This is a genomic window from Alkalibacterium putridalgicola (assembly GCF_900109825.1).
Taxonomy (GTDB): domain Bacteria; phylum Bacillota; class Bacilli; order Lactobacillales; family Carnobacteriaceae_A; genus Alkalibacterium; species Alkalibacterium putridalgicola.
Window position 1 is genome coordinate 108,088 of record NZ_FOBL01000001.1, and the last position, 14,553, is coordinate 122,640.

Below are 14,553 nucleotides of genomic sequence, written 5' to 3' on the forward strand. Positions count from 1 at the left end.
ATTCATTCCTTTCTTAAAAATCTCGGATTAATCAATTCGGATACGTGGATCTACAGCCATAAGGATCAAGTCAGATAACAAGGTTCCTACTAAAGCCATGAAACCATAGAATAAGACTAAGACAAAGATGACACTGTAATCTCGCGTATTGATTGATTGGAGGAATAAATATCCCATCCCGCGGTACGTGAAGATCTGTTCGATGAAAATCGACCCTGTAAATAAACTGACGATAGTATAGCCAAATCCTGATGCGATCGGCAATGATGCATTTCTGAAAATATGTTTAGTATAAACTTTTTGAATCGGCACACCTTTAGAGCGTGCTGTTTTAACATAGTCAGAAACCTTAGCATCGATGATCTCACTTCTTAAATATTGGATAATCGATGTGGTCCCGAGAATTGCTGTTGTGATAGACGGCAGCAGCAAGTGGTAAAGCTGACTCATCCAGATTTCCCACTGGGTTTCAGCATTGATGCTGATACTTCCTCGAGCAGGGAACCAGTTCAGGTTGTAACCGAAGATCCATACCATAAGTAAAGCTAGTACGAAGATCGGAACAGCGAAACTGACAAAGTTATAAACAAGGACCGTCTTATCCAGTACTGATTCATTATAACGACCAGCTAGTATACCGAGGGGCAGACCGATAAGGTAAGTTAAAATAACTGACAATAGCGATAATCTTATCGTGTTGCCGATACGTCCGGCTATAACTGCTGTGACTGGCTGCTGGTAGTTGAAACTGCGGCCAAAATCGCCCTGGAATGCATTTCGCATCCATCTGACATACTTAACGGGCAGCGGATCATTCAAACCATAGGCTTCTCTCATCGCTTCCAGCTGAGCCGGATCCAAGTTCGGATCGATCAGTCCTGTAAACGGATCTCCCGGCATGAAGTCAGCAATAACAAAAATCAGAATACTCAGAATCAGGATCTGAGGGATCATCAAGAGTATACGTCTTATAATTGTTTTCCACATGATTAATTCCCTCCCCCTCTATTGACTTTTTCATTCTGCAGCGATGCATTAGGTTCTTCAGGCTTCAAAGCAACATAATGATCTTCGTCAAATCGTTGAAGGTCGTAGACACGTCCCTTAGGATCGTAGTACTCTGTTTCCTGAGCATCATACTCTGCTTCCACGCGCTGTCTTTCGACTTTGTGAGCATCGCGTGTCGTCGGATCCATATCCGGTATAGCAGACAGCAGTCGTTTCGTGTAGATATGCTGAGGGTTGTTGTAGATGTTCTCTTTAGAGCCCTGCTCAACGAAACGGCCTCTGTGCATGATCGCTATATCGTCTGACATATGCTGAACGACACCTAAGTCGTGTGAAATAAAGAGGTAGCTCAATCCATATTCTTTCTGAATACGTCTCATAAAGTTCAGAACCTGAGCTTGTACTGACAGGTCGAGTGCTGAAGTCGGCTCATCAGCGATGATCAGTTTCGGATCACTTGCCACCGCTCGGGCGACGCCGATCCTCTGTCTCTGTCCACCTGAGAACTCATGAGGATATTTGTACATTGCTTCAGCATTCATCCCAACGATTTCCAGTAATTCTGCCACACGTTTCTTTGTTTCCTGAGGTGTATAGTCAAAATAGTTCTGCATAGGTTCAGCCATGACATCGATAATACGTTTTTTTGGATTCATGGATGAGGTTGCATCCTGGAAGATCATCTGAACATCTTTATTGTAATTGGCGTATTTCTGTTTACGACTGCGCGCTTTATTTGTTACGTTTTCACCTTCATATATGATCTTGCCGGCTGTTGCTTTTTCCAGTCCGATGATCGTTTTACCGATCGTTGTTTTTCCTGAACCGGATTCACCAACTAGACCGTATGTTTTTCCGCTTTCAATGGATAAGTTGACACCATCGACCGCTTTGACATGATCCTGGATCGTATTCAAGATACCTCCGCGGATCGGGTAATGTACTTTTAAATTCTGTACTTCTAAGAAAGCCATATTATTTATCCTCCCCTTCAAAGTGGAAATGTTTCCAGCACGTACATCTCACTTTGTGGTTGGGACTGATTTCGTGCAAGACTGGATTTTCTTCATGTGCTTCTTCTGGTATCCACGGAATACGTGGAGCGAATCGGCACCCTTTTCTAGGCAGCTTCTGTAATGATGGAACTGTGCCATGAATGACATGCAGTTCATCATCGTCATCTTCCAGTTCGTGTGGAATGGAATTCAAGAGTGAACGCGTGTATGGATGTTTAGGATTGGCAAACAGTTCTTCAACTGGTGCTTCTTCCACGATTTGTCCCGCATACATAACTGCTACTCTGTCTGCTGTTTCTGCAACAACACCTAAGTCATGGGTGATCAGGATGATTCCAGAGCCTGTTTCATCCTGGATATCGACCATCAAGTCAAGGATCTGAGCTTGAATCGTAACATCCAAGGCTGTTGTCGGTTCATCTGCAATAATGACTGGGGGCTTGTTCGCGAGAGCAATGGCAATGACTACTCTTTGTCTCATCCCGCCAGATAATTCATGCGGATAATTTTTCATGATTTGTTCAGGTCTTGGAATGCCGACCTGATTGAGTAATTCTAATACTCTATCTTTTCTCTGCTGTTCATTTAAATCTGAATGATATTCAAGTGATTCCGAAATTTGATTATATATGGTCATTAATGGATTCAATGAGCCAAGCGGATCCTGGAAAATCATTCCAATGTCATTTCCTCTGATACGGTTATACAACTTTTCGTTCAAATCAAGAAGGTTTAAATCTTTATAGATAACTTCTCCCTTGATTTCGGTATTCTTTGGATCATGCAGCCCCATAATGGATGTAGCCAGTGTGGATTTCCCACATCCGGATTCTCCTACGATAGCAAGTATTTCATTGTTCTCTAATGTTAATGAAACACCATCTACTGCGTTATGATACACATCACCAAAACGAAACCCTGTCTCTAAGTTGTTAACCTCTAACAAACTACGTTCGACGGCCACTACTTAACCTCCTATGCTTTCCTTCTACGAAAAGTGATTTAAAACTCCCCGAAAGAAGATTACCAAACTTTTATTCTTTTTTAATCAAAAGCTTAATAATATAAATTGAATTATACACTGTATTTATTAGCATATCAATGCTTATTTCTCATTTTATAACAATTGGTTTAAAATTCAAGCATTTTATTATCATTTATTTCTCATTATATTATAATAGTCAAATTTTGTTCAACTAAATATTATAGGTTTGAATATATGTAATCGACTGCTTTCCCAACTGTTGTGATCTGTTCTGCATCTTCATCAGAAATCTCTCTGCCAAATGTATCTTCCATCTCCATAACGAGTTCAACTACATCCAGAGAGTCGGCACCTAAATCGTCTTTAAAGGTTGTATCTCTAGAAATTTTATCTTCATCTACACCTAATCGTTCAACGATGATTGCTTGTACTTTTTCAAAAACTTCTTGTTCTGTCATTTTTTTCGCTCCTTTGAAGAGTAATAGTGATCTGTTACTTTTTTTTCATAAGCCTGTTATCAAATTATCATTTAATGCACAATTGTAATTGTAGCGCATTCTTTTTTCAATTTCCATCTTTTTTGGGAAAAATATATTTTTCTTCATAACTGTCGAAGGGTCTGAGCCGCTTTCACTCTTCATTCTGTTCAAAGTGACCGATCAATTCTTCCAGAAGCTGAGAATCCAGCATCTCTCTGATTTGACGGATCGTATGATAAACTGGCTCAGATGTAGCGGACCCGTGTGTTTTGATGACCGGGGCTTTGACACCGAAAAGAACCGCTCCACCGTATTTTGAATAATCCAGTAAGTCTTTCATGCCTTTCAGACTGTCTTTAAGCAGTAGTCCGCCGACTTTAGACTTTATCCCATTATTATAAATGGAATTTTTCAGAACAGTCATCATAGACATGGCGGTCCCTTCGATCGTCTTCAATACAGCATTGCCGGTAAAGCCATCTGTCACGATGACATCGGCGACACCATTCAGGAGTTCTCTGGCTTCGACATTGCCAACAAAATTAATATCCTTATTATTTTCTAATAACTGATACGCTTCTTTGGTCAGCATGCTCCCTTTGTTTTCTTCTGTGCCATTATTCAATAGACCGACAGTCGGGGATTCGATGCCATGGACAAATCTGGCATACTGTGAACCTAAAGTTGCATACTGATCGATATTCACGGGCTTGGAATCAGCATTAGCTCCTACATCTATCATGTGAAAGACAGATCGTTTGTCAGAAAGCGACGGGAAAGTGGCTAAAAGTCCAGGGCGGTCGACGCCTTTCATCCTCCCGATCAGCAATGTCCCGGCTGCCAGAAGTGCACCTGTGTTCCCAGCTGAGAACAACGCATGGTTTTCACCGTTTTTCACTGATAAAGCGGCTTTGACCATAGACGCCTCTTTTTTTCTTCTGATCGAACGGACAGGATCATCCTCACTTAATATTTTCTCATCCGTATGCACGATCTCTATATTGGTCAGTGACTCATCCAATTCTTTACGGATAAGGTCTTCTTTTCCATATAATACCAGCGTGACATCACTAAATTCACGGGCGGCCTTTACACACCCTTTTACGATTTCTGATGGGGCATTGTCTCCACCCATCGCATCTACGGCTATTCTCATATTATTTTCCTCCTCGATATATTCTAGTCCAGTATCATTTCGTTTTCTCCAGTGATACCCAGACTGGTTCTCAGCGGTTCAAACTCAGTGTTCTGGAAAAACTCTGAAGATTGGATCACCTGCTGGGCTGACATCCTGGCTTCTTCAAGTATACTGAAATCTTCAACGATATCCGCCACTTTAAATTCAGGGAGACCCGATTGTTTTTTGCCGAAAATATTACCCGGTCCGCGCATTTCCAGATCCCGCTGACTCAAGGCAAAGCCGTCTGAGGTTTCGGTAATGATCTGCATTCGTTCTGCCCCTTTTTCACCTTTGGGATCCGCGATTAGAATACAGTAGGATTCCTGCTCCCCTCGTCCGACGCGTCCTCTCAGCTGATGAAGCTGGGCCAGTCCAAAGCGGTCGGCATCATGAATGATCATCAGCGTCGCATTCGGGACGTTGACACCTACTTCAATAACTGTTGTGGACACAAGCACTTGGATAGCATTACGCTGAAACTCGTCCATGGTCGCTTCTTTTTCTGCAGCAGACATTTTCCCATGGAGCAGCCCGACGGTAAATGAATCGCCAAGGATTTCCTTATAAGTGTGATAAAGTGCTGTGACATTTTCCAGATCCATCATTTCCGACTCTTCGATCAGCGGGCTGATGACATAAACCTGATGTCCTTTTGCCAGCTCTTTCTTCAAAAAACCGGTCATTCGGTCAAAGTGCTTCGGCCTGATCCAGTAAGTCGAGATCGGCTTCCTTCCAAGAGGCATCTCATCGATGACCGAGACATCCATTTCCCCGTATGCGGTAATGGAAAGGGTTCGGGGGATCGGCGTGGCTGTCATAAACAGCACATCAGGGTTCAAGCCTTTTTCTCTCAGTGTTCTGCGCTGGTTGACCCCAAACCGGTGCTGTTCATCCGTGATCACTAAAGCCAGCGAGTGAAACACGACATCTTCCTGGATCAGAGCATGTGTACCGATGATACAATCGATATCACCTGTTCTCAACCTTTCTAAAATCTTCTCCCGTTCTTTGCGTTTGGTCGATCCAGTCAGCAGTTCCACATTGATTGCCGTTTTTTCGAACATCTCATCCAGTGACTGTTTATGCTGGGTTGCCAGGATTTCTGTCGGTGCCATCAAAGCTGACTGTTTCCCTGCTGTCTTGGCTGCCAGTATAGCTGAAGCTGCAACGACCGTTTTCCCGCTCCCTACATCTCCCTGGAGGAGTCTGAACATCTGTCCTGGTATTTTCAAATCTTTGCATACTTCATTCACGACCCGCTTTTGAGCCTGGGTCAGCTCATATGGGAGTGTATCAAAAAATGCCTTCAACTGTCTGACATCATAATCGATCGTCAGTCCGTTCTGTGTCAGTTTAGTCTGTCGTTTTATCCAGGCCATCCTTAACTGATAAATGAAGAACTCCCTGAAGATCACAGAATATCTGGCCTCCTCCAGCTCTCTACTGTCAGAAGGAAAATGCATGTGATAGATCATTTCTCTGCGTGACAGGAGGTTGTGCTGCCGGCGAAGGGGCACGGGCATATCTTCCGGTATGATGTCCTTGTAAATTTCCCAGGCCTTTTCGATCAATTTAAAGATCGTAGACTGTCTGATTTTTTTCGAGGAATGATAGATAGCTTCCTGGTCATTCGCAGAGTCGGAAGAAAGGATCTTGATTCCGCTCAGCTGCTTTCTATGCCCATCCCATTTACCGAAGACCTTGATTTCCTTCCCCGCTTCGATCTGCTTTTTAAGATAAGGCTGATTGAAGAAGGTGACCGAGACGATGACATGATCACAGTTCATCCGGAAAGTCAGCCTGTTTCTTTTTCTGCCAAAATAAGAAACTGTTCCTTCCGATATTGCTGTTCCTTCCAGAACGACTTTTTCATTGTCTTCGATCTCTTCGATCGCTTTAGCTGTCAGATCTTCAAAGCGGAAAGGATAATACGTCAGCAGATCGAGGATTGTGATTATTCCCAGCTCATTCAACGCTTCCACTCTTTTTTCTCCGACTCCGCTCAAACGTGCAACCGAATCTTCCATCGACAGAGTCATAGGCTCCTCCTTTCTTTTTAAATAAAGAAAAATAGAGAAAACAACGGACGTTCAAGTCGTTTCTCTATTTGTCTCCTTTTATTCTACAGAAATAAGATAAGGATAGACCGGCTGTCCACCCTGATGGATCTCCACTTCGATATCAGAAAATTCATCTTCCAGGATTTCAGCTAATTTTTCCGCGTCTTCCTCAGAACCTTCTTCGCCTATCAGCACAGTCACGATTTCGCTTTCGTCGTCCAGCATCGCTCTAACTGTCTCTAAAGTGACTTCAAAGAGTTCGGGAGCCGTTACTTTGATATCTCCATCAATGATTCCCATGTAATCATCTTTTTTGATAGTCAATCCATTCAACTCAGTATCTCTGACCGCAAACGTCACCTGACCGGATTTGACCATCTCGATTTCATCAGACATGGCTGATTTATTCGCTTCAAGGTCCTGTCCCGGGTTATACCCCAGCATGGCTGTCAGTCCCTGCTGAATGGTGCGTGTAGGAACAACGGCAGCTTCGGCTTCAATGACGTCCGTAGCCTGTTCAGCAGCCATAAAGATATTTTTATTGTTGGGAAGGATGATATACTGTCTGGCAGGAACACTTTCCATTGCCTTGACGATATCTTCAGTACTTGGATTCATCGTCTGTCCACCCTGCAGAACATAATCGACACCCAGACTTTCGAACAGTTCCTTCAGTCCTTCGCCGGGAGCGATCGCGACGACCGCAAAGTCTTTTTCTTCTTTTGCTGGTTTTGCTTCTGATCCCTCGAGTTCATCTCCGGACAAAGCAGAATGCTGTTCACGCATGTTATCGACTTTGATTTTCATTAACGAACCGAACTTCTGCCCATAATTCATGACTTCTCCCGGACGTTCTGTATGCACATGCACTTTAATGATTTCGTCATCTGCTACGACCAGCAGGGAATCGCCCAGTTCATTCAGATAATTACGGAATTCTTCATAATCGAATTCTTTTTCGACCGTTTCACCTTCGCCAATGTGCACCATGATCTCTGTACAGTAGCCATACGTGATATCTTCTGTATTTACATGCTCGTGTACACCGCTTCTGTGGTGTTCGGCGCGTACTAATTCATCAAGATTCGGCTCTGCATCTTCGGATGGTTTTTCACCCGTCAGTGATGACAGGAACCCTTCATATATATAGACAAGACCTTGACCGCCACTATCCACGACGCCCACTTCTTTCAGTATGGGCAAGAGATCTGGGGTCTTCTTCAATGAACGTTTTGCGGCTTCAAGAACTGTTTCCATCAGTACAATCACATCGTCTGTTTCTTCAGCTTTCTGGATACCGGCTTTTGCCGATTGTCTAGCCACCGTCAAGATCGTCCCTTCAACTGGCTTCATGACTGCATTGTAGGCAGTGTCCACCCCTGCCTGAAAAGCCTGAGCAAGCTCTGAGGCACTTACTTCTTCTTTTCCTTCCAGAGCTTTTGAAAACCCTCTGAATAACTGAGAAAGGATAACACCTGAATTTCCGCGTGCCCCCATCAATAGACCTTTAGCTAAGGACTGGGTGATTTCTCCCATTTTTTCACTTGAAGATTCCTTTACCGCATTGGCTCCACTCGTAAATGAGAGGTTCATATTCGTTCCCGTATCGCCATCAGGCACAGGAAAGACATTCAGCGAGTTAACATATTCTGTGTGTTCATCCAGGCGTTGTCTCCCGAGAGCCACCATTTCTTTAAATTTCTTTGCTTTCAAACTGTTTACATCCACTTTTTCATTATCCTCCTTTGTCACTCAACACATGTGACGTTGGCTTAAAAATCGTTTTGAACTCTGACGCCTTGGACGAACACATTGACAGAACTGGCTTTGATGCCCAGATCATGTTCAAGCTGATATCCAACTCTTTCCTGTACATTTTTAGATACTTCCGTGATTTTCGTACCATAACTGACAATGATATAAACGTCTACCGCTATATCTTTGTCTTCCTGTCTTACAACGACACCTTTGGAATAATTGTCTCTATTCAGGATCTCATTGATACCATCACGTACTTGATTGCGGCTCGCCATTCCTACGATTCCGAAAATCTCCGTTGCAGCACCACCAACTACAGTGGATATCACATCACTGGCCATTTCTATGTTCCCATATTCTGTATTCATTTGAACGCTCATATTGCAATCTCCTTTCGGTTTACAAGATTTTTTTTACATTGTTAATTTCCTCTGATATTCAAACATATTTTAGCATACTGCACCTGATAAAAAAAGATGGTGTCTCTATGCCTGTTTGCTTATGCATCCAAAAGTTTTGTGTAGTACACACTCTACCTAGTATACACTGTAATGGTTAGATTTTGTAGGGAGTATTCCAGTTTAATGTATAAAAAGTTGTTTTCCGTCTACTTACCCGGCCTCTGTAAAGGTAAAACACTTGATTCTTTTTTTAAAAACCACTTGCTTCATACGCATAATTATGATATTTTATATAAGTATGAGTTAGCTTTATTTATTTGAGCTAGGCACGAAGGAGGAGAAAAAGAATGGCTAAAGAATGTTTTGTAACTGGACGTAAAGCTAGAAGCGGAAATAATCGCTCTCACGCTAATAACAAATCTAAACGTACCTTCGGTGCGAACTTACAAAAAGTTCGTATTATGGTTGATGGTAAACCTCAAAAAGTTTGGGTTTCAGCTCGCGCTTTGAAATCAGGTAAAGTTGAACGCGTTTAAAAACGAAAAAGAACGGATATCAAGGGAACAATTCCTTTAGATATCCGTTCTTTTTATTTATCACCGCTTTGGATCACGGCCAGCAGACCTGTGCTGAATGAAAACCGGCATTCCTTCTCCAGAAATTCATTACTGACCAGCGCTCTTGGATAGGAATAAGACTCTTTATCAAGAGGATATTTGACACCTCTAAGCGTCAGCTCTTCGATCGGCGTCATGCCAATGAAGGATAAGTATTGCCGGGCTGTGTCCTTCACGAGCGTATGACTTCCCGGTGGATAAAACGTGATCGTGTTTGTTTTATTGTATAACGTCATCCGGCCGATCGCTTTTTTGAACCTCGGCTGATAGACCATATAGAAAATACTCAACAGATGATCCAGTCGACCGCCAGACCAGTTATAGATCCTGATGTCACTTACTGTTTCATCATTAACAGCGATCTTTAAGGCGATTTCGGCATCTGTATCATCTTTATCGGAATCAAATTCATGGAAGGATTCCGCTGATGACCGAAGAGCCGCTTTTTCTTCAGGTGTCACGGAATCAAAATCCCCAACCGCTATAGTGACGCCGATATCCCTGGACAGGCACTCAAACGCGCCTCTGTCCACTCCTATCACGCTATCTCCCTGCCTGGGTTCAGGGAACACCGCTTGTTCTGCCGGCGCTCCAAGAACGATGTGAGCCGTCTTAGGCACTATCCCTCACCGCATTTTTCAAGGCTTCGATGCGTTCTCCAGGATCATCAGAATTGAATACATAAGAACCTGCCACAAAAACATTCGCGCCTGCTTCCGCACATTCTTTTATAGTCTCAGGATTGATCCCGCCGTCGACTTCAATAAGAAAGTCATAGTCATTCTCTGTTCTCATCTGATCGAGTTTTCTGATTTTGTTCAATGTTTCCGGAATAAACGACTGGCCACCGAATCCTGGGTTCACGGTCATAACAAGGACCATGTCTACCATAGAAAGAACATCTTCCAGCAAACTGACTGGGGTAGAAGGATTAATAACGATGCCGGCTTTGACATCAAAACTCTTGATCAGCTGAAGTGCAAGATTGACATGGGCTGTGCTTTCGTACTGGATCGATATATAATCTGCTCCAGCCTGAGCGAAATCCTCGACAAAATTCTCCGGATTTTCCACCATCAAGTGACAATCGATCGGCAAGCTGGTATGAGGTCGGATAGCCTTCACTACATTGGCGCCAAAAGTCAGGTTAGGAACAAAATGACCATCCATCGAATCGACATGGATCCAGTCAGCTCCCCCTTCCTGAGCCGTGAGGATGTCATCTTTTAGATTTGCAAAGTCAGCACTTAATATCGAAGGTGCGATTTTCATTATTTTTCCCCTTTCTTTCCATAACGTGGTTTTCTGTTTTGGATCTCTTCTAATACCTGTAAATAATTCTTATATCTATGATTTGCGATTTCTCCTTCTTCTACAGCAGCTTTCACTGCACAATCCGGTTCATTCTGGTGAATACAGCTGCTGAATCGGCAGTCTTTGCCCTTTTCCCAAATTTCAGGAAAACATTCGCTCAGTTCCTGTTCTGTGATGTCATCAAACTGAATAGCACTGAACCCCGGTGTATCCGCGATCAGACTTCCCATCACAGGGATCAGCTCCACGTGGCGGGTCGTATGGCGCCCTCTGCCCAGAGATTTCGATGTGCCGGCGGTTTTGATATTCAACTGCGGGTCTATCTTGTTCAGCAACGTGGATTTCCCTGCTCCAGACTGTCCTATAAAGACGACCGTTTTATCTTCTACATAAGGTTGCAGGCTTTCTTTGATATCTTCCGGCTCCATAGTCTTGCCCTGTTCAGGCAAGATGACTGCATAACCGATTTTTTCATAATCTTTACAGATGGTCTTGACCCTATTATACTCTGCTTCGCTGGCAATGTCTGTTTTTGTTACATAGATGAGCGGTTGAATGTCTTTATATTCAACCGAAACCAGGAATCGATCTAATAGAGACGTTGAGAAATCAGGATCACTTATGGACATCACAATGATCCCCAAATCAATATTGGACACTGATGGTCTTTCCAGTTCGTTTTTTCTCGGAAGAATGGTTTCCAGACTACCTTCCTGTTCGGTTCCAAAACTGAATTCGACATAATCACCAACTAAAGGTGTGATCTTTTTTTTTCGAAAAATCCCCCGTGCGCGTGTCTGATAGACTGTACCTTCTGCTGTTTTGATATAGTAAAACCCGCTTAACGCTTTTATGATCTGGCCTTTATTCACGCTCTCACATCCTTTCTAATTATTCGGTGTTATTCCAGATTCTTCCATGATTATTTCACCATTCCTCAAGACTCTGTAACTAGCCGTCTCATCTTCCAGGACGCTGAAGGAAATGATTTCCATAGTGTCTTCATAAATATCAAACTCACGGTAGATGTCGTCGTACGTATTTTCAGCATCGTCGACATAAATCTCGATATGATTCGGTTCTTCAACAATCTCTTCGGGCTGCGTTCCGCCATTTTCTTCTGTATTCTCCGTCTCAGTCTCTTCCTGGGTATCAACGTATTCGATCGTTATACCCCGGTCAAAAGAAATGATTTCCGGTTCCTCTGGCCCTGTGGAGAAGACCACAGATATACGGGAACCGTTATAAACAAGAGATCCTGGTTCTGGCGACTGACTTGCAACTTGTCCTTCAGGAATGGAATCGTGCGGTTCGCGTGTGATCGTGACAGAAAGATTATAGTCATCTGCGTATCTCTCGACTCCTTCAAGAGAATAACCGGTAAGATTGATCAGATCATGACCTTCCGGGCCTTCACTGACAGTAAAGACCATCGTGGATTCACTTGGGATCACTTCTTCTCCTGAATCGATACTCTGTGAAATGATATCCCCTTCAGGAATAGAAGGATGGTTGTCATTTTCTCTTTCCACAGTAAAACCAAGGTCTGTCAATTCGGCTCTGGACTCTTCATAAACTTCGCCCTCATAATCCCCGACCGTTACCGGCATCTTTCCAAGACTGACATACACATCGACCTCGCTGGTTTCTCTTAAAGTTGAGCCAGCTGCAGGATTTGACTTAATGATCCGGCCTTCCTCTATTTCTTCATCATTTTGTTCGACCCTTTCCCCTATACCCAAGTTGAGTGTTTCCAGTTCCGTCAATGCCTCTTCTGTGGTCAGTCCAGCTAAATCCGGTACTTGAACCTCTTGAGGTTGAGAAAAAATAAAGGCGAGTACACTCAGCACAGAGATGATTAAAAAGATGATGATAAGCACTAAGACTTTCTTGCGTTTCGTCGTTTTTACTGATTGTGAGCGATTAAGCGCCTTTTTCTTTGCGGATGTCTTTTCATCTACAGGCGCTGACTCCTCCGATTCTTCTTTCTGCTTGGGTGGTATGACCGGTTTAAGTATCCGAGTTCTGTCGTCACTCATATCTTCTGGTACAAATTTAGGTTCTCTGGTTCTATCTGAAGAAAGAGCGGTCTGCAAATCTTCTTTCATTGCATGCACAGACTGATACCGCTTCTCAGGTTCTTTGGCCGTCGCTTTCAAGACCACGTTCTCAAGAGCCTGAGGGAGGGAGGCGTCCTTATCTCTAAGAGAAGGTATCTCATTCTGAAAGTGCTTGAGTGCTATGGAAACCGGCGACTCTCCGTCAAAAGGGACATGTCCGGCCAGCAGCTCATAAAGGAGTATGCCAAGCGAGTAAATATCTGACTGCTTGGTCGCCATACTTCCTCGTGCCTGTTCAGGAGAAATATAATGCACAGAACCCAGCAGCGAGTTGGTCTGTGTGATCGAGTTTTCTGACAGCGCCACAGCAATCCCAAAGTCTGTTATCTTTATCGTTTCATCATGTGCGATAAGTATGTTCTGGGGCTTTAGATCTCTATGGATGATATTGTGTCTGTGCGCATACTCTACGGCATTCAATATCTGTGTCATGAAATTCACGGTTTTCTTGTACGGAATAGGGTGATGAGCTTTAATGTATTCTTTTAAGTCATAACCTTCCACATATTCCATAACGATATAGGGGGTTTCGTCTTCTCCAACATCAACGACATTCACGATGTTCGAATGAAGCAGCTCCGTGGTGGACAAGGCCTCTCTTTTGAATCGGCGAATACTGGCTTCGTCATTGTGGAAATTATAAGCCATAAGCTTAACAGCCACCTGACGCTCAAGGATCAGATCTTCAGCTAAAAACACTTTGGCCATGCCACCTGAGCCGATTTCCCTGATCAGCTTATACCGGTCATTTATTCTTTCTCCAGCCTTCATTTATTCATCCTCCTTTCCTTTATCAGTTGAATCTGATTTATTTTCGATCAGACACATGGTTATGTTATCGGTCGAACCGTTCTGTAAAGCATATTCAGTCATGATATTCGCCTTGTCACTTAAAGACCGCTTTCCTCTAAGCACCTTGTCCATCAATGGCTGATCGACACCGTTTGACAAACCGTCTGAACAAAGCATGAGCAGCGAGTCATCGGTCTGCTTTAAATAGAAAAAATCGACAGCCACTTTGTCGAACACACCCAGCGAGCGGGTAAGTGTATGGCGTTGGCGATGATTTCTGGCTTCTTCATCAGATATTTCTCCTTTTAGTCTCAGTTCATTGGCAAACGAGTGATCTTCGGTCACGAGCTCCAGTCCGTTCTGGTCCAGATAATAAGCGCGACTGTCCCCAACATTCCCGACGACGATTTCATCATTTATAAATGCTGATGTGACGAGCGTTGTGCCCATTCCATCCAGATCACTGTAAGTCTTTGCTATCCTGTAGATTCTCTGATTCTCCAGATTGATATGCTGATCAAGCCATTCGCTTGCTTCAGGCCCATTGCTGAACGCTGTTTCTTTCCAATGGTTACCTATCTGAAGCACAGCCATTTCACTTGCTATATCCCCGGCTTTATGTCCTCCCATCCCATCACACAGGACAGCTAAGAGCTGGTTGTCTTTATTTAAAAACGTCTCAACGTAATCCTGATTGATCGAACGTTTACCGATGTGGGTTTTCTTAAAAATTTTCAGTTTCTCTCACTCCTGCTTAACTTGATTTCATGATTGCTATGTAATGGCGGAAAGCCTGACTTTAAGTGTCAGAGACTTCCCACCA

General features: G+C 43.4%; 14 protein-coding genes. 1 reads left to right on the forward strand and 13 read right to left on the reverse strand.

The window, feature by feature from the left end:
* Positions 1-27: 27 nt before the first annotated feature.
* From opp4B to BMX84_RS00545, 8 genes are all read right to left on the reverse strand, one after another.
* Positions 28-987: an oligopeptide ABC transporter permease gene (gene opp4B / locus BMX84_RS00510; RefSeq protein WP_091485899.1), complete on the reverse strand. Its 960-nt coding sequence runs from the start codon at positions 985-987 to the stop codon at positions 28-30.
* A 2-nt stretch (positions 988-989) separates the two neighbouring features.
* Positions 990-1,982 (reverse strand): ATP-binding cassette domain-containing protein, encoded by a 993-nt coding sequence (locus tag BMX84_RS00515; protein WP_091485901.1) that lies wholly within the window; start codon positions 1,980-1,982, stop codon positions 990-992.
* A gap of 1 nt (position 1,983) precedes the next feature.
* The gene (locus BMX84_RS00520; protein ID WP_091485904.1) at positions 1,984-2,988 is read right to left on the reverse strand and encodes an ABC transporter ATP-binding protein; all 1,005 of its coding nucleotides are present in this window, start codon (positions 2,986-2,988) and stop codon (positions 1,984-1,986) included.
* Between the two features lie 239 nt (positions 2,989-3,227).
* Positions 3,228-3,467 (reverse strand): acyl carrier protein, encoded by a 240-nt coding sequence (gene acpP / locus BMX84_RS00525; RefSeq protein ID WP_091485906.1) that lies wholly within the window; start codon positions 3,465-3,467, stop codon positions 3,228-3,230.
* A gap of 172 nt (positions 3,468-3,639) precedes the next feature.
* Entirely contained in the window at positions 3,640-4,644 is a 1,005-nt protein-coding gene (plsX, locus tag BMX84_RS00530; protein WP_091485909.1) for a phosphate acyltransferase PlsX, read from the reverse strand.
* A gap of 23 nt (positions 4,645-4,667) precedes the next feature.
* Entirely contained in the window at positions 4,668-6,701 is a 2,034-nt protein-coding gene (gene recG / locus BMX84_RS00535; protein WP_371860930.1) for an ATP-dependent DNA helicase RecG, read from the reverse strand.
* A gap of 84 nt (positions 6,702-6,785) precedes the next feature.
* Positions 6,786-8,456, reverse strand: coding sequence for a DAK2 domain-containing protein (locus BMX84_RS00540; protein WP_091485914.1), 1,671 nt, complete (start codon positions 8,454-8,456; stop codon positions 6,786-6,788).
* 44 nt (positions 8,457-8,500) lie between these two features.
* Positions 8,501-8,866: an Asp23/Gls24 family envelope stress response protein gene (locus BMX84_RS00545; RefSeq protein ID WP_091485917.1), complete on the reverse strand. Its 366-nt coding sequence runs from the start codon at positions 8,864-8,866 to the stop codon at positions 8,501-8,503.
* 368 nt (positions 8,867-9,234) lie between these two features.
* Between BMX84_RS00545 and rpmB the strand changes: the two genes are divergently transcribed.
* Positions 9,235-9,423 (forward strand): 50S ribosomal protein L28, encoded by a 189-nt coding sequence (rpmB, locus tag BMX84_RS00550; RefSeq protein WP_091485920.1) that lies wholly within the window; start codon positions 9,235-9,237, stop codon positions 9,421-9,423.
* A gap of 53 nt (positions 9,424-9,476) precedes the next feature.
* Here the strand turns inward: rpmB and BMX84_RS00555 are convergent, their stop codons facing one another.
* The 5 genes from BMX84_RS00555 to BMX84_RS00575 are packed head-to-tail and all read right to left on the reverse strand — an operon-like array spanning position 9,477 to position 14,468.
* Positions 9,477-10,124, reverse strand: a complete 648-nt coding sequence (locus BMX84_RS00555) for a thiamine diphosphokinase (protein ID WP_177165405.1) — start codon at positions 10,122-10,124, stop codon at positions 9,477-9,479.
* On the reverse strand, positions 10,117-10,776 hold the full coding sequence (rpe, locus tag BMX84_RS00560; protein WP_091485925.1) for a ribulose-phosphate 3-epimerase: 660 nt from the start codon (positions 10,774-10,776) through the stop codon (positions 10,117-10,119). The genes BMX84_RS00555 and rpe overlap by 8 nt, the downstream gene beginning before the upstream one ends.
* Entirely contained in the window at positions 10,776-11,690 is a 915-nt protein-coding gene (gene rsgA / locus BMX84_RS00565; RefSeq protein ID WP_091485927.1) for a ribosome small subunit-dependent GTPase A, read from the reverse strand. The genes rpe and rsgA overlap by 1 nt, the downstream gene beginning before the upstream one ends.
* A 15-nt stretch (positions 11,691-11,705) precedes the next feature.
* On the reverse strand, positions 11,706-13,709 hold the full coding sequence (gene pknB, locus BMX84_RS00570; protein WP_091485930.1) for a Stk1 family PASTA domain-containing Ser/Thr kinase: 2,004 nt from the start codon (positions 13,707-13,709) through the stop codon (positions 11,706-11,708).
* Positions 13,710-14,468, reverse strand: a complete 759-nt coding sequence (locus tag BMX84_RS00575; protein ID WP_091485933.1) for a Stp1/IreP family PP2C-type Ser/Thr phosphatase — start codon at positions 14,466-14,468, stop codon at positions 13,710-13,712.
* Positions 14,469-14,553: the final 85 nt, after the last annotated feature.